Origin of the sequence: Kordiimonas sp. (assembly GCF_048264555.1) — a bacterium.
Lineage (GTDB): Bacteria > Pseudomonadota > Alphaproteobacteria > Sphingomonadales > Kordiimonadaceae > Kordiimonas.
The window spans coordinates 129,711-147,185 of sequence record NZ_JBLXCX010000002.1 but is presented as its reverse complement, the minus strand read 5'-3'; the positions used below and the strand labels follow the sequence as shown (position 1 = coordinate 147,185).

The following is a 17,475-nucleotide window of genomic DNA, read 5'->3' as shown; positions in this document are numbered from 1 at the left end:
CTGTCCGAGTCTCACCCGAGAACCGGTAAAATATCACACTACACCCTTAGATAAAGGTAATTTGGTTGCTCATTTCCATAGCCTAAACAAAACTTATTGCAAATTATTACAGAAAGATTGTCGAGAGGGACCTTCTCGGTTATGTTCGCGCCCGCGCAACCCACTGACATCCCTCAAGCTGAGGAAGAGGCAATATATGTCCCGCCGCAACAAGCTTTATGAAGGCAAGGCCAAAGTACTTTTCGAAGGGCCCGAGCCAGGAACTATCATTCAATATTTCAAAGATGACGCTACGGCTTTCAACGCCCAGAAGAAAGGTACTCTTCAAGGCAAAGGCGTAGTGAACAACCACATCTCTGAGTATATTTTCACCGCCCTTACCGATATCGGTATCCCCAACCATTTTATCGAGCGCCTTTCCATGCGGGAACAGCTCGTAAAAGCGGTTGAGATCATCCCGGTTGAGGTCATTGTCCGCAATATCGCGGCTGGCAGCCTCTCAACCCGCTTGGGGATCGAGGAAGGCACTCACCTGCCCCGCCCGCTGATTGAGTTCTGCTACAAGTCTGATGAACTTGGCGACCCGCTGATCGCGGAAGAGCATGTGCTCACCTTCGGCTGGGCCAATGAGCTGGAGCTCGAGGAAATGACCCATTATGCGTTCCGCATCAATGATTTCCTCTCGGGCCTGTTTGCTGGCATCGGCATCAAACTTGTTGATTTCAAGCTTGAGTTTGGCCGCCTCTATGAAGGTGAAGAATGCCTGACCATTCTCGCGGATGAGATCAGCCCCGATGGCTGCCGCCTGTGGGATATGGAAACCGGCGAGAAGATGGACAAGGACCGCTTCCGGCGTGACCTTGGCGGCGAGATGGAAGCCTATCAGGAAGTCGCGCGTCGTCTCGGTATCCTGCCAAGCGCCGACATCACCGAAATTGCAGACCATAAAAACAACAAGGGCCAGAAGTAATACTTCTGGTCTGTTTTTATTTCAGACAGCCTTTCAGGCAAAATTGACTTGAGAAGAAAGTGAGCCCCATGAAAGCCCGTATCCACGTAACCCTCAAAAATGGCGTTCTGGACCCCCAAGGCAAAGCAATCGAACACGCCCTCTCCAACATGGGATTCGGCGGTGTAGACGAAGCACGTCAGGGTAAATATATCGAGCTTGACCTCAAAGAGACCGACCGCGCAAAAGCAGAAGCATCCGTTGATGAGATGTGCCGCAAGCTGCTGGCGAACACGGTTATTGAAAACTACTCCATCGAGCTGGAGTAAAACTCATGAAATCCGCAGTGATTGTTTTTCCCGGCTCAAACTGTGACCGGGATATGGCTGTCGCCCTTGAGAAGATCACGGGGCAAAAGCCAATTATGGTCTGGCATCAGGAATATGATTTCGAGCAAGTTGATTTCATCGCCCTGCCCGGCGGCTTCTCCTACGGTGATTACCTACGCTGTGGCGCCATGAGTGCGCGCAGCCACATCATGAAAGAAGTGGTGAAGCGGGCAGAAGACGGTGTACCCACCTTTGGCGTATGTAACGGCTTCCAAATCCTTACAGAGTGCGGCCTCCTGCCCGGTGCTTTGATGCGGAACGCAAACCTGCACTTTGTCTGCAAAGACGTGAAAATGACCGTTGAAAACAACAGCAGCATCTTCACCAATGCATATGGTGCAGGTGAGGAGATCACGATCCCGGTTGCCCACCATGACGGCAACTTTTTTGCTGATGATGAAACGCTGGACCGGCTTGAAGGTGAAGGCCAGGTCGCTTTCAAATACGCTGAGGATATCAACGGAGCGCAGCGCCGCATCGCAGGCATTCTCAACGGCAAAGGCAACGTGCTTGGCATGATGCCCCACCCTGAACGCATGATCGAACCTGCTCTTGGTGGCTCAGACGGCCGCAAGATGTTCGAATCCGTGATGAACCGGCTAGGCTAAGGGGTAGAGACAGATGAACAACGGTAACGAGATTAAAATCACCCCTGAACTCGTCAAGGAACATGGCCTGAACGAGGAAGAATACGCGCGCATCAAAAGCGCCATGGGGCGTGAACCTAACTATACCGAGCTTGGTATCTATAGCGTGATGTGGTCTGAGCACTGCTCTTATAAATCCTCACGCTTTCACCTTAAAAAACTGCCCACCAAAGCGCCGTGGGTTATTCAGGGTCCGGGTGAAAACGCCGGTGTAATTGATATTGGTGACGGTCAGGCGGCTATCTTCAAGATGGAGAGCCACAACCACCCGTCATACATCGAGCCTTATCAGGGTGCAGCCACCGGGGTTGGTGGTATCCTGCGCGACGTGTTCACCATGGGTGCCCGGCCTGTCGCGAACATGAACGCACTGCGTTTTGGTGAGCCGTCGCACCCCAAAACCCGCCACCTTGTTGCGGGTGTGGTAGAGGGCATCGGCGGTTACGGCAACTGCGTGGGCGTGCCAACCGTAGGCGGTGAAACCAATTTCGACCCATCCTACAATGGCAACATCCTCGTCAATGCCATGACCGTTGGCCTCGCAGACGCAGATAAAATCTTCTACTGCGCTGCCGCCGGTGTTGGTAACCCTGTTGTGTATGTGGGTTCAAAAACCGGCCGTGACGGCATCCATGGTGCCACCATGGCGTCTGCTGAGTTCACGGAAGACAGCGAAGAAAAGCGCCCCACAGTTCAGGTTGGTGACCCGTTCACCGAGAAACTGCTGATCGAGGCCTGCCTTGAGCTGATGGCCACAGACGCCATCATCGCCATTCAGGACATGGGCGCCGCTGGCCTCACCTCCTCAAGCGTGGAGATGGCCTCCAAAGGCGGTGTTGGCTTTGAGCTGGACCTCGATATGGTGCCCCAGCGCGAAGCAAACATGCTGCCTTATGAGATGATGCTGTCTGAAAGCCAGGAGCGTATGCTCATGGTCTTGAAGCCAGGCCGCGAAGACATGGCGAAAAAGATCTTCGAGAAGTGGGAACTTGATTTCGCTGTTATCGGGCATATTACCGACACAGGCAACCTGACGCTCAAGTTCAAGGGTGAAGTGGTGGGCGATATGCCAATCAACAGCCTTGTGGAAGACGCGCCCGAGTATGAGCGCCCCTATGAATACACACCCAAGCGTGACGCGGTTTCTGTTGCGGCACCCTCGGACCTCAATAAGGCTGTGCTTGACCTCATCGGCGGGCCAAACCTTTGCTCGCGTCGCTGGATATGGGAACAATACGACCATATGGTCATGGGCGACACAATCCAGCGCCCAGGCGGTGACGCCGCCGTTGTGCGTGTGCACGGCACCAAAAAGGGCCTTGCCATCTCAACAGACGTAACACCGCGCTATTGTTACGCTGACCCGGTTGAGGGTGGCCGTCAGGCTGTTGCGGAAACGTGGCGCAACATCACAGCCGTTGGTGCACTGCCGCTTGCCATCACCAACTGCCTGAACTTCGGCAACCCGGAACGCAAGGACATCATGGGCCAGTTTGTTGGATGCCTTGAAGGCATGGGCGAAGCCTGCCGCGCACTCGATTACCCGATCGTTTCCGGTAACGTCTCGCTCTACAATGAAACCAACGGTTCCGGCATTCTGCCAACGCCTGCCATTGGTGGTGTTGGCGTGATGCAGGACGCTGACCGCATGGCAACTGTCGCATTCAAGGGTGAAGGCCAAACCATCGTCCTAATCGGCGAAACCAAGGATGAGCTTGGCGCCAGCCTCTATCAGCGCCAGATTCTCGGTGAAGACAAAGGTGCACCGCCACACGTTGACCTGAGCATCGAACGCCGCAATGGTGACTTTGTGCGTGCGCTGATTGAAAACGGGCAAGTTTCCACCTGTCATGACCTCTCAGATGGCGGCCTTGTCGCAGCATTGGCTGACATGGCGATTTCGGGCCACGTGGGTGCGACCGTGAATGTGGGTGATGACCTGCCGCTGCACGTTACCCTCTTCTCGGAAACGCAGGCACGTTACCTTGTGGCAACCGACGCTGAGACAGCTGAGGAAATCCGTAAGGAAGCCAAGGACGCAGGCATTCCGGTGACCGTTCTGGGCACCACAGGTGGCGATAGCCTGAGCGTGAACGACGGTACTGTGAAGCTGGAGCTGAAGGCGTTAACGGACGCGTTTGAGGGCTGGTTCCCAACCTTTATGGCCAAAGCCAGCTAATCAGCTCAGCAAAAGCTGGAAACACAAAAGGCGCCCTATGTGGCGCCTTTTCTTTTTATCGCTTCAACTCCGATGCGAGCAACACGCCGCTGCCGATCAGGAGCATCAACATGCCGACAAGAAGGGTAAAGCCGCCCCACTCCATATTCAGGAAATTGGCAAACAGTCGCCCAATGATTGCCTCTGTCGCTTCTTCCATCAAGGGAGACAAAGGTGCGTCGTCCAGCCCCCCATGAAGTCGGACCACTGGCCACAACAGCACAGCCCATGCAGCAACAGCGGCGGGAAACATATACCGAGGGCTGGAGCCATTCATGCCGCTGAGGTAAAGAGCCATCCCGGCGAGCATAACGATAATATTGGCCTCATCCCTCGCAACATCATGATAGCTCACACCGCCGAGGCCACTCACTTCAAGGAAAGGCCCAAATACACCAAACATGGTTGCGACAGAACCAACAATCGCTGCAATAGCCCCTATCACATAGGCCTTATCGCGCCCGGCAAGCCTCAGCAATTAGCCCTCTCCTTGAGATATCCAGCAGGCTGAAAGCCTAGCTCTTCTTTGATGCGAACACCGCAACACTACCGAAAAGCAGCAAAAGCATACCAATCAGGAACGCAAAACCGCCCCACTCCAGGTCAAGAACATTGGTGAACAGCTTTTCTGTCAACTGCTCAGCCGCCTTTTGCGCCGGATTTGAGACCATATCCTTGATATCGCCCACGAGGCCGCCGTCATCACCGCCACCCATGTTTTTAAGCACAGGCCAAAGGAGCAAAAGCCATGCACCAACCGCGGCGGGAAGCGCAAATTTTGCTTTACCTGCCAGAAGCACAATAATGGCAACAGCGGCAAGCGCCGTGATGATATAGGCGTCTGTTTCCGCCACATCAGCGTAGCTCACCGTGCCGAGGCCGCCGATGTCAAGCGTTGGCGAATAAATACCCACAATGGCGAGAATGGCGCCAATAGCTGTCACAAGGCCTGCGCGGCTCAGAGATATATTCATGATGATCCCTCCCCTTATTGGAGCCTGAGCTTATGCGCTTAAATATCTGGGGTCAAAACCATAATCAGCGCAGGCACTTCCCGCGCCCGGCATCGGTGTGGTATAATCCTCATGCAGTATCTGTCTTGAGTTGAGCACCTCTAAGGGCTTTTAAAATTGGGAGACGATACAATGAACACACTGATCAGAATAACCACCGTCGCGACTATCGTTGCGCTTTCCGCCTGCGGTGACAATGAATCCGATAAGAAAAAAGCCGACGACATGGCTTCGGAAGCGCAAGTGCCTGCGGAAAGCAGCATAGACACCGCCAAGGACGCCATGACACAAGTGGCCGAAGCCCTAAAGCTTGACGCCACCTCGCTGGAAGACTTCAAGGCCAGCCTCGCCAACATGAAGGCCTCCCTCAATGAGGAGAAAACCGCACAGCTATCCTCAGCGCTGGCCGCCCTCGCCAAAAAAGCCAGCGGCGATAGCGGTGAAAGCATGATGGACAGCGCAACCAACATGGCCAAAAACATGGGCAGCGGGAAATCCATCGCAGATATTCTCTATGAGAAGCTGGGGGACGACCTGCACGGCGCGACGTTTGAAGACGTACTCGCCATGGCAAACTAACGTTGAGCCGCTTTTTATCCTGAGGCGCAGCCGCCTGCGCCTCACCATCCTAACACCATTGTGATTTATCAGCGACCGCGGCCTCGTGGCACATTCCCCCAATAAAACTCTAAATAGCGGGGAAAGTCATGAAATCACTTCTTATCGCCCTGTCATCCGCGTTCATTGGCGCGATGATCGCCGTATCATTCACAGCTACAGCGAACACAAGCACGCCACCGGGCTGGCAACTCGCCTATGAGCACGACAAAGACGGCACAGCGCTTGCGGGTTCAAAAGACGCTCTCATCGCTGCTGTAGTTGAAGGCAAACCCGTGCGCATTTACTGGGCTGGCACACGCGTGCAGCATGTGATAGACGCCAGCTTTCTCACCGTGCTGCAAGATGAGGTGTTCGCACAAATCCCCATGGTTTCCGGCCAAAAGCCATCGGTTGACCCAGCGCACGTAGAACTGCGTGACACCCCGTGGCGAGCCATTTTCGCAACCAATGGGGACAGAGGGCTCAAGTGGTTTGTTCAGAACTAGGCCTGAACAAGCGGAAACGACTTCTTTATGACGCTCTTATACTGCTCAACGCCAATCCGTATTTTCTTCTGATCTGATCGGAGGCCTAATCAGGCCATCAGATACACGACGATCGGCCGTGCCGATCAAGGGAGAGCATTATGAATACTTTGATCAAAGTCACCACCATTGGCGCCTGCTTGGCACTTGGCGCATGTGACGGTGATACGAACAGCACCGCAGAAACCACGGAAGCAAACGGCGCAGCCACATCAGATGTTGCGGAAGCTGTGCCGACAGTGACCCTGAAAACAGAGAGCTTTGACGAGTTTAAAACCAGCCTCGCCTTCATGAAAGCATCGCTTTCTGAAGAGGACCGCATGAAGCTTACCAAAGCCCTGACCAAACTTTCAGGTGATCAAGCTACAGCGATGCCAAGCACAGACGGCAAGGCACTCACCGTTGATAAAACGCTGGCTGAGACTGTTTACAACAAGCTGGGCGAAAAATTGGACGGCAAAACTTATGAAGACGTCCTTGTCATGGCTGGCTAACAGCCGCCACCCGAAGAAGCCCTAGAGAAGGCGCCCTCCCCCAGGGCGCCTCTTTTTTTAGTTTATGGCTAACCAAACTCTGAGCTGCCACCAAGCTCCTCACAGCGGATCAGGCGGCTATCAAGAACGGCCGCTTGCCGGTGTTTTACCGCTTTCCGGTACTCAGGGTCTGTCACCATCTCCATAAAAGCCCCGGCATTTGGGTAACGTGCGATGAAAGCAAGGTCCCAAGCCTCATCAGATGGGCCGATAAGAACCAGCTTGGGCTCACCACGCCAGATGATCGTGCCACCAACCCGCTTGAAGATGGGCCCGCTTGTTTTGCCGTAGGTGGTGTAAGCCTCCGCGCCGGTGGCTTTGGTGCCATCCTCATAGACCGCCTCGGCCCGTAGGCGGATGAGGTTGATCATATTGATCGGCGTGTCTCGCGGCAGGATTTTGAATGCTTCAAACTGTTCGCGTTCCGGGTCGATACTGCCTGCCATAAGATATGCTCCTGATATTTGTTTCAGGGCATGAACTAGCGCACTTATCGCCCTCGACAATGCCTAGTCTTGAGCTTCCGCATCACCTAGCGGCAGTGCCATCCTGTAGAGCTGGCGCTCCCAGTTATGGATAAGGTCGAGCTTGGCCGCCTCGCTGTTGTCTGTATCAGACGTGAAAGACTTTTGCCGCACCGTGTAAACATCAAGCCCGGCGCGGCCCGCGCAGGCCTGCCCCACTTGCGCCGGTTCATTAAAAAAGCCCGTATACATCAGCACACACCGCCCACGTTTCTCAAATGGCGCAGACGGGTTTTCAACAAAACCAAACAACCAGCCGGATATATCGCTAAGCCCCACTGGCTCGGTGAAATCCATGCCACGAGCGGACATTACAACAGGAATGCGCAGTTGCTGGTCATTGATGCTTTGCCCATGCCCGAGGCTGCCGTCATGGAAGAGCGATTCTCCATGGTCGCCAAGGAATATGACAAGAGTTTCCTCCCACACCCCGGCACGCTTGAGGCCGGCAATCAACTTGCCCACATTCTGGTCCATATAGGACATTGAATTCCAATAGGTGTCGCGCAGCCAGCGGACATTCTCAGGCCCGATCTCTCCGCGCGGGATGGCATCATCAACAAACTTCGGCTGCATCAGCTTGTGGCTATAAGGGAAGTGGCCAGCTTGTAAATTCAAATAGAAAAACTGCCGGTTTGACCAGTCCAAACCCTCGAGCCTCTGATCAAAAGCCTCAACCAGCGTTTCACCCGCCAGCTTGATGCTTGACGGCAGCTTTGAGGGGAACACCCTTTTTTCTGGGTCTTCCTGCGGGTCATAGAAGAAGTCGGCACTTTTACGGGTGTTCAGTTCGCTATCAAGGCCGCCCCATGTTTCATCCTGCCCCGATATCACAGACACCTGCATGCCCACGGCCTTCGCCTTCTCAAAAAGGCTTGGCACGCCCTCCTGATAGGTAAATCGACCGGAAAACAGCGTTAGCAAGCTATTATAGGTGAAGCCTGCGTGGCTGTAAGCGCGTGACAAACTGCTACCTTCAGCCGCGAGCTTGCCCAAGTTGGGCGCAACCACCTTCCCGTCAAGCGTTTTGCCAATGATATCCGCGCGGGTGCTTTCCCCCACAATAACAACCAGATGTTTATAGGGTGTCAGCAGCACATGGCTCTCAACCAGTGTTTGATCAGCCGCGCCATTCGGCAAGTCACCGCCCAATCCGTTTTCATCTACGCCGTTCGCCGGTATGTCCACAGCCCCCCAATGGATGGAACCATCAAAAGGTGCCGGGTCGGACGGCGTCGTAAAGATAGAACTGCCATCACCATCCACATCAACAACGGTGTGCGCCACAGCGCGAAGGGCCCCGTATGAGAGCGATCTGCTAAGGTTTAGTTTAAGCGGCCAGTTGCTGGAGGCTTCCAGCAACACAAAAGCTACAAGGAAGACCGCAACGCCGGCCAGCCGCAATCGCACGAAGCGCTCGGCCTTCACATTGCTCACCGCCACACGGCGGTATAGCCAGATGAAAAGCGCGAGCACCAACAAAACAGGAAGCACAAGAATAACCAGTTCATCGCTCGCATAGGCCACAGCCGTCTGCAGACTGTCGCCCGCGATTGCCCGCACAACGGTCGCATCTACATGGTCCGCCAAGTATTTATGAAGCTGGAAGGTTAACAGGAGAGACAGGCCGTATGTTCCAACAAACAACGTGCCCGAGGTAAAATCAGCGCGCGAGCGCGACTGCCCGATACGGACCGCAAATGCCCGGTAAAGCGCCATCCAGCCGGTAAGAAGAACCAGAAAGCTTGCAAAAAAATAGAGCGCAAAAATAACCCGGCTTGTGACGCTCACAAGAGGGGCAGACTGCAAAAAACCGCCGCCACTTAAAACCTGAAATTTGATTTCCAACAGCCCAAGCTCAAGAAACGCTAGGGCTGCTGCTGCGAAAAACATCAGTTTTCGGTGATCAAACTTCAACATGAACGCCCCGTCCCCTATTTCTCGGCATAAAGTGCCTCTGCCGAGCAGCTATGCTTTCATCCATGCCACAATCGCGTCTACAACTCCGTCAGGCTTACGGGCCCAATCGAAGTGGCCCAGATGCTTGCCCTGCTCGGCGGCGCCCAGCTTAAGCGCCGTAACATCCGCAGCCTTCAGTCGCGTGCGACTATATTCGGTTGCTTTATCACTTGCGAAGAAATCTTTCTCAAAACTGACAGACAGCAAACGCCCATCATATGTCGCCATATCGTCTTCAATGGCTTCATGTCCGCCATAGTCGTAGGTGCCGCCAAGCGCCCACCGGCGCCAGTCCATCATCAGCTGCCGATATTCCCGGCCGCCAAAGCCGACCTTCTCACCGGGGAAATACCCAAACAGGAAACAAAGCGGCGGCAACAAGCGGCATAGGGTGCGTATTTTCCCGGCAGCTTTTGCGTGATACAGCTTGTGAAACGGGAAACCGCACGCCAGTTGCAACACACCATCAATGCCGGATGAGTTTCGACCCGCCGTAATCGCACTGAAATGACCACCAAGGCTATGTCCACCCAGGTAAAACGGCTTGCCCTGCGCTTGCGCTTTGGCAAAAGCCAAGGCTGTTGGAATATCTTCGCTAAGGAAGGCGTCATACCCGAATGTCTCGCCGCGTTTGGCACGGTATGGGCTTTCACCGTGGCCGCGTTGTTCAAAAAGGGTCGTCTGAATGCCCACTTCCGCAAGGCCAACGGCCAACCGCTGGTAAAACCTTGCCTTGATACCAAGCGCAGGCAGCAACAGCAGTGTGGCGGCATGCTCAGCCCCCGGCTTGAACAATTGCACAGGCACAATAGCGCCGCTCTCGGTCGTCAGGGAATGCCAAACACCGTCAGTCACTCGCGTGCCGCCCCTCGTCTGCTTCACCCTCAAGCAAACCGCTGAGGTAAGCCAACAACTCGCTGGCCTTCTCTTCCCAGCCTTGGGTTAACGCATGTGCGCGGGCGGCATCGGCCATTTCGCGCCGCTGCACCTCGTCGGTCAGAAGTTCCGTCACCGCAAACGCGATGGCGCCAGTGTCCTTGCCGTCCACCAGCTTGCCTGTTTTACCGTCAATCACCGCATCCACGGCGCCACCTGCCCGCCCCGCGATGGAAGGCGTGCCCGCCGCTGCCGCTTCAAGGAATACTAGCCCAAAGCCTTCGGTATCACCGTCCGGCATTGTGCGGTTTGGCATGGCAAACACGTCTGCACTTGCATAAAGCGAGGGCAACTGGCCGTCCGCCACGTGACCGAGAAGATGCACAGACTTAGTGATCCCCAGCTCAGCAATTATTCCTTCAAGCTCAGATTCTTGCGGCCCGGAGCCAACGATAGCGAGCTGCGCCTCAGGCACTGCTGTCAACACTTTGGGCCAAGCCCGCAATAGCTGGTCAAACCCTTTGCGCGGCACAAGCCGCCCAACGGATAGCACAAGCGGCCCGGCGTTAAGCCCCAATGGTACCCGCACGTTCTCTGTCGGCCGGGCCCGGAACTTCTCAAGGTTCACACCGTTCCCCAGGCATTTAATCCTGCCAGCTTTCACACCGTACTTCTGCTCAATAAGGCTGGCTGTGAAGCTCGAAACGGCAATCACACCATCAGCCGCGGTTAAATACTGCTGGCGCGCTCTCTCTGCCCGTTCATTATAGGCTGTTTGCGATATCTCTTCTCCGTGGGTGTAGAGGATCACCTTGATGCCCAGCTCTTCTTTCAGCGGTGTCACCAGCCAGCCAAGCGCATCCAGCGCCCCGATGCATACCACATTATAATCTTCCGCTTTGCAGCTATCGATTACCCTACGCATCACCTCGCGCCGGATCTTGCGGCCAACCAGATGGCTTCCCACCCGCGCGACAATATTCGGTTTGTCTGCCAGCATGTCTGGCCGCATGCTTTCGATACGAGTGATCGGGTATTTGGCTTTCTCGTCGAAGCTTTTCCACGACGCGACCTCGCGCCTGGCAACAAAGTCGCGCCGACCGGTGAGGACCCCGAAGTTATGTGGTGCCTTGTCCGCCAGCGCGTCGTAAACCGCTTGCGCACCACCAACCAGCGGCTTGTAATGCGTTGTAACAATTAGACATTTCACATCGGGCATAGGGCGGTATCCTTCCTGAAAGAACAGGAGACCAATTGCCTCGTTTGTCGTCAACCATAAAGTCGCTAAAACGAATTGAGCCGACGAAAGGTCGCCGGCTCAGATCGAGATAAAATTGGAAAAACGCCGGAATATTCTCAGCGGCTCCCTTGAAAATTTCGGTCAGGCGTCTGGCGAATAAAACCAGATTCTGAACCTAAACCGACCCCCGCGGCGCAAGGCCGCATAAAATGTCTTTCGCGCACTTAACGCTGCAGCAACTTATCGTCACACCAGGGCACATACACCTAGAAAAACTTTAGGTTTATACCGAGAGAGAGATTGCCAGCAAAATGTGACGCCGGTATGAAAGAGACAAAGCAAAAGGTGACTATCGCAATGCCCGCCTGCTATACTGCGTGCATGCAATTGAAGAACACGCTTAACGACCTGTTTTGAGGGGAAAAATTATGGCCATGGTGGCAGACGAGATTGAGCGGCTGATCAAGGAAGACCTGCCTGGTGCTGATGTCAGGATCGAGGACCTGCGCGGCGATGGTGACCATTACGCAGCGCATGTAATATTCGAAGGCTTTCGTGGCCTTTCCCGCGTGCAGCAGCACCAACTGGTATATAAAAGCCTCAAGGGCCGCATGGGCGGTGAGCTTCATGCGCTCGCCCTTCAGACAAGCGTACCTGACTAACAAACACTATACGTGGTCACAATTTGCGTGACCCCCTTGGCATACGGGCCGCTGCGCCTTATTTGTAGCGCTAAGACTGAAACAAAAGGACATTCGTGATGAGTGAAAATTCGGTTCATGACCGTATTCAGGAATATGTAAACAAAGATGATGTTGTGCTTTTCATGAAAGGCACGCCAATCTTCCCGCAGTGTGGTTTCTCCAGCGTGGTTGCACAGGTGCTCAACCATATCGGCGCGCCCTATGAGAGCTATAACGTGCTCGAGGACTATGACCTGCGCGAAGGCATCAAAGCTTTCTCCGATTGGCCAACCATCCCACAGCTTTATGTGAAGGGTGAGTTTGTTGGCGGCTGTGACATCGTTCGTGAGATGTTTGAGAGCGGCGAGCTGCAACAGCTTTTTGCTGACAAGGGCGTAAAAGCCGCATAATTCTGCCCTTCTGGCGATTGGGAGAACACCCGAATGCAACGGCGCACTCTGGGCAATACCGACATTTCCGTTTCCGAAATTTGCCTTGGCTCCATGACATGGGGCGAGCAAAACACGGAAGCGGAAGGGCATGCCCAGATTGATCGTGCGCTTGCGGCGGGTGTGAACTTTATCGATACGGCAGAGATGTATGCGGTGCCGGCGCGCGCCGAAACCTATGGCCGCACGGAAGAGATTATCGGTAGTTGGTTTGAAAAAACCAAGCGTCGCCAAGACGTTATACTGGCGACCAAGGTTGCAAGTGTGGGGCGGGATTTAAGTTATATGCGCCCGCACCTTCACGGCGGCATCACTAAACCCGACAGAACTTCCGTTATAGAGGCGTGTGAGGCGAGCCTGCGGCGGCTAAAAACCGATTATATCGACCTTTATCAGCTGCATTGGCCCACCCGACACGCCAATTTTTTCGGACACCTCCGCTACCAGCACCGCCCGGATGATGACACCACCCCGCTTGAAGAGACGCTGTCTGCGCTCAAGGAACTGGTGGATGCGGGCAAAGTGCGCATGGTCGGCCTCTCGAACGAGACGGCGTGGGGCATCAGCCACGCGCTAAAACTGGCGGATAACATGGGCCTGCCGCGCATCGTAAGTACCCAAAATCCTTACAGTTTATTGAACCGGAGCTATGAGGTGGGGCTGGCGGAATTCAGCATGCGTGAAGAGGTGAGCCTGCTCGCGCACTCCCCGCTGGCGTTTGGTGTGCTTTCGGGCAAATACCTCAATAATAACAAACCCGTAGGCGCACGTATGACCCTGTGGGGGGACCAGTTCCCCCGCTACTGGACCGGCAAGGCCATGGAGGCAACAAAGCGCTACGTCGCCAAAGCCACGAGCTACGGCCTCTCGGGCGCAGAGCTTGCGATCGCCTTTGTGCTGAGCCAACCCTTTGTAACATCAGCAATTATTGGCGCGACGACCCTTGATCAGCTGGATGAACTTCTGGGTGCTGCGGAGATCAAGCTGAAACCGGAGCTCCTGAAGGAGCTGAACCGCATCGATGATGAGATAACCTTCCCCTGCCCGTAATCAAGGCTTTGTATTTACCCTTTTAAAACAGGTGTTTACCCATGTTCTGGCGCCAAATGACAGCAGATGACATGCGCGCGGTGATCGAACTCGCAGCCGAGATCCATCTTGATCACCCGGAGGATGATGATGTGATCATCGAGCGGCCAACTTTCTTCCCCGAGGGCTGTTTTGTGCTGCAAGCCGAAGAAGCAATCCTGGGCTATACCCTTGTGCATCCTGCGGAATTTGAAAAACCACCGGCGCTGAATGCGCTGATCGGCACAGCACCGGAGGGTACCGATACGCTCCATATCCATGATATCGCGCTCAGCCCCAAGGCACGCGGCACCGGCGCTTCAGGAAATGCGCTTAAGCTCATAAAAGAAAAGGGAAAACTCGCAGGCTATAAGCGCATCAGCATCGTGGCCGTCAACGGCACCGAACCCTTCTGGCAGAAACACGGGTTTGAGCATCACACCAGTGCGAAGCTTGAAGAAAAGCTCGCGTCCTATGACGGCACCGCGAGCTATATGCTCTGCCCACTTTAAAGGCCGCGCTCATGAAAAAGGCGCCAACCCTGGGCGCCTTTTCCGTTATATTTCAAAGCCTAAGCAGGTTTCCCGCTTACATGGCCTTTTTATAGAGATGGATAAAGCGGTTGGTTTTACCGCGAATCTCAGGCGCAAACGGGCTTGAGTTCGGGTCATCATCCGGGTTCGCGAGCAGGTTACTTTCCGCTGCGAGGGTGAAGCCCGCTTCCATCATCTGTTTTTTCACCAGCGCCGGGTCGATCCGGTGCAGCTTGTTCATAGCCTCCGCATCGGCGCCCGCCGGGCCAACATGATCGATGATCACGATTTTACCGTCTGGTTTCAAAGCCTTACGGAATGACATCAGCGCCGCTGGCACATCCGCCTGCGGGGTAGAACGCGCCTCATGCTGGAAATAATAGTCATGATACGCCAGCACCATAATCGCCAGGTCAACGCTGCCCTCCGGCAGGTCAACGGCTTCACTGTCCCCATGGATCAGCTCAACATTATCAAAGCGGCCTTCGTAACGCTTGGCAATCTCGTCCTTCACAAACGCCCAGTAAACCGGGCCATTGTGCGCATAGACCATGCCGTCATCACCCACGGCGCGTGCGAGAATTTCTGAATAATAGCCCCCGCCCGAGTTGATATCGAGCACCACCATGCCGGGCTCAAGCCCTGCAAAAGCCAGCACTTCTGCGGGTTTGCGGTTTGCATCGCGCGCTTTTTCATCATCCTTGCGCTCAGCGCTCATCACCGCCGCTTCAATGGCTGCCTTGCCGTGATGCTCTGCCATCACAGCACCGGAAAGCCCTGTGAAACCAAGGCCCAGCGCAAGTGCCGCTGCCGTATATTTCAAATGCGTTTTCATAAATCCCCACTCCTGATAGGAAATTAGCTGTGCAACCACCCTATGAGGCGCACCGCCACAAGCAAGTAATAATGCCGTGAAGATTGGGGACTTTCGTTTACATACCGGCGTTTACAAACAGCGTTTACAAACCAGCGTTTACCAGAGCGCCACAGACATGGTGAAAGTGTGACGGTTTTTGCGGCGCAAGCGTGGCGCGAATTTTATAGTAACAGCGTGCTGCAAGCATTTGAAACCGCTATATAAAACCGCGCTCACCCTTTAAAAAAGGGTGTGGCATAAAACACGCCACACATTCGGGCACCTTCGCCACACCCTCAAATCACGGCTCAGGCCTTTGCCATCACGCCCGCTGGCGGCAAAGGTTCACCATCAAAATCAAACGCGCGTTTGAAGGTGAAAGCCATCGGGGTTGGTCCATGCTCCCGCAAATAGAGAAGTCGCTCCTCCGCCTCCTCCAGGGTGGGTATATGCCCCTTCGGCACCCACCACAGCGCCATGTGCATTTCAGCGGGCATTTCAAACCATTCTTTCCGGCGGGCGAGATAATGCGTGTGGGCCGATTTGTACACATAATCGAACAGGCTTTCCCTGTTTTCCCAAAGTGAAAGGTTGGTGAGCGTGCCATCATCAAACATGGTGTAGCTCATGGCGGAGCCGGTCTCATCCTGATGCCGCCATATAAATCCGGGCGATGCTTCCGCCAGCGCGTTGATCTCATCAAGCGCACCGATGAAGCCAGACATTTCTTCACTATCCTGAGGATATAAAATTTTGCCCACATTCAGCTGGGCCAGATGATAATCGGCGGCAGACTGCCCCTTCAAGCCGTGGTCAGACACTGGCTTTCCTCCTTTTTGATCCTCGCACTCCCCTCCCACTTAGGGATGGGAGGTGTGACTTTAAAGTCAGTATTTCTAATCTCGCACGCAATAATATTGCGCGGATGCGCAATTTTTGCTTGCAAAACGGCTGAAACGCTGGCGTCATCGCGCCCGCAAGGCCACAAGAAAAAATCCCATAGCACAGGCCCGCACGAATAAAAGACACGAGGACAGAATGACAGAGCATCTTGAAACCACGGGTGAAAACCGCCCGAATTCCGCCGGTTTGGAAAAACCTGTCTCCGCCACCCCAGCCCCCAAAAACAGAAGTTTCTTCTGGCTAATCGTCAGCGGTTTCATCTCCATGATCGGGGATCAGTTCACGCTCATCGGCCTGCCGTGGCTTACGCTCAAGCTCACGGGCGACGCCATGGCGCTTGGTTTTGTGCTGGCCGTTGTGGGCCTGCCGCGCGCCATCTTCATCCTGCTCGGCGGCGCGATAGTGGACCGCTACTCCCCCAAAGGGGTGCTGCTGGCCTCCAAATATATCAACACGGCCCTTCTTGGCCTGCTGGCGTGGTTTGTGTTTACCGGCGGGCTCACGCTGCCTGTGCTTTATGTGCTGGCCGCCGCCATCGGGCTCGCCAGCGCCTTTGCCTACCCGGCTGGCACGTCAATCCTGCCGTTTGTGGTGCCGCGTGAAAAGCTCGCGCAGGCCAATGGCCTCACCATGGCCACCCGGCAGGTGACCTTTTTCATCGGGCCGCTTATTGCCGGTTTTGTCATCGCGCTTTTTGGGCCAGACGGCATCAACCGCGGTGAACAGGCCGCAACCCCACTGGCGGCAGAGGCCACCGGCCTCGCGCTGGTGTTCGCGCTTGATGGGCTCAGCTTCCTCCTCTCCGGCTTTATGCTGCACCTGGTGCATACCCGAAAGGCGGAGAAAGGCACCGCGCCCGGCGGTGTGCTGCACCTCATGCTTGAAGGCATCCGCACTATCCTCAAGGACCGTGAGCTGCGCCTGTTGTTCGCCTATATGGCACTTATCCAGATATTTGTGGTGGGGCCCATGCAGGTGGGCCTGCCCGTGTTTGCGGAAAGCCACCTGGACGGCGGCGCCGCCTCCTTCGGTACCATCATGGCCGCCCACGGCGCCGGGGTGCTCATTGGCGTGCTGGCGGCAGGTGCGGGGCTCAAGCTCGGCTTCCGCACGCTGGGGCAAACTTTCCTGAGCATCGATATCCTCATCGGCCTTGCGGTTGCGGCGTTTGCTTATGTCACCACCACCTTCACCGGCGGGGCCATCATGGCGGCGGCGGGCGTGTTGGGCGGCATTGTGCAGGTGCGCATCTTCTCATGGCTGCAGGGCCGCACCCCGCCTGCGCAAATGGGCCGGGTGATGAGCTTTTTCATGTTCATCGTTATGGGCATGGCGCCCATTTCGGCCTCCGCCGCCGGGTGGGTGCTAAGCTTTGTGGATATCACCACCTTCTTCCTCGGTGCGGGGCTTATGCTCACGCTCACCGCCGCCATCAGCCTGATGATCAGGCCGATGCGGGAAGTGGGCGCGCCAGACACGCAAGATTAGCC

20 protein-coding genes are annotated in these 17,475 nt (G+C 55.2%); 12 read left to right on the top strand and 8 right to left on the bottom strand.

Annotation, left to right across the window (positions count from 1 at the left end; genetic code table 11):
- Positions 1-196 precede the first annotated feature (196 nt).
- The 4 genes from purC (at position 197) to purL (ending at position 4,164) form a co-directional block, all read left to right on the top strand.
- Positions 197-970: a phosphoribosylaminoimidazolesuccinocarboxamide synthase gene (gene purC / locus ACN0XZ_RS05810; RefSeq protein WP_417456786.1), complete on the top strand. Its 774-nt coding sequence runs from the start codon at positions 197-199 to the stop codon at positions 968-970.
- Positions 971-1,038: 68 nt separating this feature from the next.
- Entirely contained in the window at positions 1,039-1,278 is a 240-nt protein-coding gene (gene purS / locus ACN0XZ_RS05805) for a phosphoribosylformylglycinamidine synthase subunit PurS (protein ID WP_417457568.1), read from the top strand.
- Between the two features lie 5 nt (positions 1,279-1,283).
- Entirely contained in the window at positions 1,284-1,946 is a 663-nt protein-coding gene (gene purQ, locus ACN0XZ_RS05800) for a phosphoribosylformylglycinamidine synthase subunit PurQ (RefSeq protein WP_417456785.1), read from the top strand.
- Between the two features lie 13 nt (positions 1,947-1,959).
- Positions 1,960-4,164, top strand: coding sequence for a phosphoribosylformylglycinamidine synthase subunit PurL (gene purL, locus ACN0XZ_RS05795; RefSeq protein WP_417456784.1), 2,205 nt, complete (start codon positions 1,960-1,962; stop codon positions 4,162-4,164).
- Positions 4,165-4,219: 55 nt separating this feature from the next.
- On the opposite strand, the gene ACN0XZ_RS05790 is transcribed toward purL, so the two are convergent.
- Together ACN0XZ_RS05790 and ACN0XZ_RS05785 are read right to left on the bottom strand one after the other, a co-directional pair.
- Complete coding sequence (locus ACN0XZ_RS05790) at positions 4,220-4,681, bottom strand: hypothetical protein (protein ID WP_417456783.1); 462 nt, start codon at positions 4,679-4,681, stop codon at positions 4,220-4,222.
- A 37-nt stretch (positions 4,682-4,718) separates the two neighbouring features.
- Positions 4,719-5,177 (bottom strand): hypothetical protein, encoded by a 459-nt coding sequence (locus tag ACN0XZ_RS05785; RefSeq protein WP_417456782.1) that lies wholly within the window; start codon positions 5,175-5,177, stop codon positions 4,719-4,721.
- Positions 5,178-5,348: 171 nt separating this feature from the next.
- Between ACN0XZ_RS05785 and ACN0XZ_RS05780 the strand changes: the two genes are divergently transcribed.
- The 3 genes from ACN0XZ_RS05780 to ACN0XZ_RS05770 all read left to right on the top strand — a co-directional run bounded on the left by ACN0XZ_RS05780 (position 5,349) and on the right by ACN0XZ_RS05770 (position 6,855).
- Positions 5,349-5,795 (top strand): hypothetical protein, encoded by a 447-nt coding sequence (locus tag ACN0XZ_RS05780; RefSeq protein ID WP_417456781.1) that lies wholly within the window; start codon positions 5,349-5,351, stop codon positions 5,793-5,795.
- A gap of 128 nt (positions 5,796-5,923) precedes the next feature.
- A complete protein-coding gene (locus ACN0XZ_RS05775; RefSeq protein WP_417456780.1) occupies positions 5,924-6,322 on the top strand; it encodes a hypothetical protein in 399 nt (132 codons plus the stop codon).
- 140 nt (positions 6,323-6,462) lie between these two features.
- Positions 6,463-6,855 carry a hypothetical protein gene (locus tag ACN0XZ_RS05770; protein ID WP_417456779.1) on the top strand — a complete coding sequence of 131 codons (393 nt, stop codon included), beginning with the start codon at positions 6,463-6,465 and terminating at the stop codon, positions 6,853-6,855.
- A 68-nt stretch (positions 6,856-6,923) separates the two neighbouring features.
- On the opposite strand, the gene ACN0XZ_RS05765 is transcribed toward ACN0XZ_RS05770, so the two are convergent.
- The 4 genes from ACN0XZ_RS05765 to ACN0XZ_RS05750 all read right to left on the bottom strand — a co-directional run bounded on the left by ACN0XZ_RS05765 (position 6,924) and on the right by ACN0XZ_RS05750 (position 11,472).
- Complete coding sequence (locus ACN0XZ_RS05765) at positions 6,924-7,340, bottom strand: DUF1330 domain-containing protein (RefSeq protein ID WP_417456778.1); 417 nt, start codon at positions 7,338-7,340, stop codon at positions 6,924-6,926.
- A 63-nt stretch (positions 7,341-7,403) separates the two neighbouring features.
- Positions 7,404-9,338: a sulfatase-like hydrolase/transferase gene (locus ACN0XZ_RS05760; RefSeq protein WP_417456777.1), complete on the bottom strand. Its 1,935-nt coding sequence runs from the start codon at positions 9,336-9,338 to the stop codon at positions 7,404-7,406.
- A 48-nt stretch (positions 9,339-9,386) separates the two neighbouring features.
- The gene (locus tag ACN0XZ_RS05755; RefSeq protein ID WP_417456776.1) at positions 9,387-10,232 is read right to left on the bottom strand and encodes an alpha/beta fold hydrolase; all 846 of its coding nucleotides are present in this window, start codon (positions 10,230-10,232) and stop codon (positions 9,387-9,389) included.
- Complete coding sequence (locus tag ACN0XZ_RS05750; RefSeq protein ID WP_417456775.1) at positions 10,225-11,472, bottom strand: glycosyltransferase family 4 protein; 1,248 nt, start codon at positions 11,470-11,472, stop codon at positions 10,225-10,227. The genes ACN0XZ_RS05755 and ACN0XZ_RS05750 overlap by 8 nt, the downstream gene beginning before the upstream one ends.
- A gap of 449 nt (positions 11,473-11,921) precedes the next feature.
- Here ACN0XZ_RS05750 and ACN0XZ_RS05745 point away from each other — a divergent pair, with 449 nt between their 5' ends.
- The 4 genes from ACN0XZ_RS05745 to ACN0XZ_RS05730 all read left to right on the top strand — a co-directional run bounded on the left by ACN0XZ_RS05745 (position 11,922) and on the right by ACN0XZ_RS05730 (position 14,205).
- A complete protein-coding gene (locus ACN0XZ_RS05745; RefSeq protein ID WP_417456774.1) occupies positions 11,922-12,155 on the top strand; it encodes a BolA/IbaG family iron-sulfur metabolism protein in 234 nt (77 codons plus the stop codon).
- 98 nt (positions 12,156-12,253) lie between these two features.
- Positions 12,254-12,586, top strand: coding sequence for a Grx4 family monothiol glutaredoxin (gene grxD, locus ACN0XZ_RS05740; protein WP_417456773.1), 333 nt, complete (start codon positions 12,254-12,256; stop codon positions 12,584-12,586).
- 33 nt (positions 12,587-12,619) lie between these two features.
- Positions 12,620-13,675, top strand: coding sequence for an aldo/keto reductase (locus ACN0XZ_RS05735; protein WP_417456772.1), 1,056 nt, complete (start codon positions 12,620-12,622; stop codon positions 13,673-13,675).
- A 41-nt stretch (positions 13,676-13,716) separates the two neighbouring features.
- Entirely contained in the window at positions 13,717-14,205 is a 489-nt protein-coding gene (locus ACN0XZ_RS05730; RefSeq protein WP_417456771.1) for a GNAT family N-acetyltransferase, read from the top strand.
- Between the two features lie 76 nt (positions 14,206-14,281).
- Here ACN0XZ_RS05730 and ACN0XZ_RS05725 read toward each other — a convergent pair whose 3' ends face one another.
- Together ACN0XZ_RS05725 and ACN0XZ_RS05720 are read right to left on the bottom strand one after the other, a co-directional pair.
- Positions 14,282-15,061 (bottom strand): class I SAM-dependent methyltransferase, encoded by a 780-nt coding sequence (locus ACN0XZ_RS05725; protein WP_417456770.1) that lies wholly within the window; start codon positions 15,059-15,061, stop codon positions 14,282-14,284.
- A 329-nt stretch (positions 15,062-15,390) separates the two neighbouring features.
- Entirely contained in the window at positions 15,391-15,903 is a 513-nt protein-coding gene (locus ACN0XZ_RS05720) for a DUF3291 domain-containing protein (protein ID WP_417456769.1), read from the bottom strand.
- Positions 15,904-16,120: 217 nt separating this feature from the next.
- Between ACN0XZ_RS05720 and ACN0XZ_RS05715 the strand changes: the two genes are divergently transcribed.
- Entirely contained in the window at positions 16,121-17,473 is a 1,353-nt protein-coding gene (locus tag ACN0XZ_RS05715) for an MFS transporter (RefSeq protein ID WP_417456768.1), read from the top strand.
- Positions 17,474-17,475 lie beyond the last annotated feature (2 nt).

Excerpts from the sequence above, each read along its gene's own strand:
- ACN0XZ_RS05725 (WP_417456770.1), bottom strand. The coding sequence starts at position 15,061 with ATGAAAACGCATTTGAAATATACGGCAGCGGCACTTGCGCTGGGCCTT.
- ACN0XZ_RS05780 (WP_417456781.1), top strand. The coding sequence starts at position 5,349 with ATGAACACACTGATCAGAATAACCACCGTCGCGACTATCGTTGCGCTT.
- purQ (WP_417456785.1), top strand. The coding sequence starts at position 1,284 with ATGAAATCCGCAGTGATTGTTTTTCCCGGCTCAAACTGTGACCGGGAT.
- grxD (WP_417456773.1), top strand. The coding sequence starts at position 12,254 with ATGAGTGAAAATTCGGTTCATGACCGTATTCAGGAATATGTAAACAAA.
- ACN0XZ_RS05785 (WP_417456782.1), bottom strand. The coding sequence starts at position 5,177 with ATGAATATATCTCTGAGCCGCGCAGGCCTTGTGACAGCTATTGGCGCC.
- ACN0XZ_RS05775 (WP_417456780.1), top strand. The coding sequence starts at position 5,924 with ATGAAATCACTTCTTATCGCCCTGTCATCCGCGTTCATTGGCGCGATG.
- purL (WP_417456784.1), top strand. The coding sequence starts at position 1,960 with ATGAACAACGGTAACGAGATTAAAATCACCCCTGAACTCGTCAAGGAA.
- ACN0XZ_RS05750 (WP_417456775.1), bottom strand. The coding sequence starts at position 11,472 with ATGCCCGATGTGAAATGTCTAATTGTTACAACGCATTACAAGCCGCTG.
- ACN0XZ_RS05765 (WP_417456778.1), bottom strand. The coding sequence starts at position 7,340 with ATGGCAGGCAGTATCGACCCGGAACGCGAACAGTTTGAAGCATTCAAA.
- purS (WP_417457568.1), top strand. The coding sequence starts at position 1,039 with ATGAAAGCCCGTATCCACGTAACCCTCAAAAATGGCGTTCTGGACCCC.
- purC (WP_417456786.1), top strand. The coding sequence starts at position 197 with ATGTCCCGCCGCAACAAGCTTTATGAAGGCAAGGCCAAAGTACTTTTC.
- ACN0XZ_RS05735 (WP_417456772.1), top strand. The coding sequence starts at position 12,620 with ATGCAACGGCGCACTCTGGGCAATACCGACATTTCCGTTTCCGAAATT.
- ACN0XZ_RS05770 (WP_417456779.1), top strand. The coding sequence starts at position 6,463 with ATGAATACTTTGATCAAAGTCACCACCATTGGCGCCTGCTTGGCACTT.
- ACN0XZ_RS05730 (WP_417456771.1), top strand. The coding sequence starts at position 13,717 with ATGTTCTGGCGCCAAATGACAGCAGATGACATGCGCGCGGTGATCGAA.
- ACN0XZ_RS05745 (WP_417456774.1), top strand. The coding sequence starts at position 11,922 with ATGGCCATGGTGGCAGACGAGATTGAGCGGCTGATCAAGGAAGACCTG.
- ACN0XZ_RS05760 (WP_417456777.1), bottom strand. The coding sequence starts at position 9,338 with ATGTTGAAGTTTGATCACCGAAAACTGATGTTTTTCGCAGCAGCAGCC.
- ACN0XZ_RS05715 (WP_417456768.1), top strand. The coding sequence starts at position 16,121 with ATGACAGAGCATCTTGAAACCACGGGTGAAAACCGCCCGAATTCCGCC.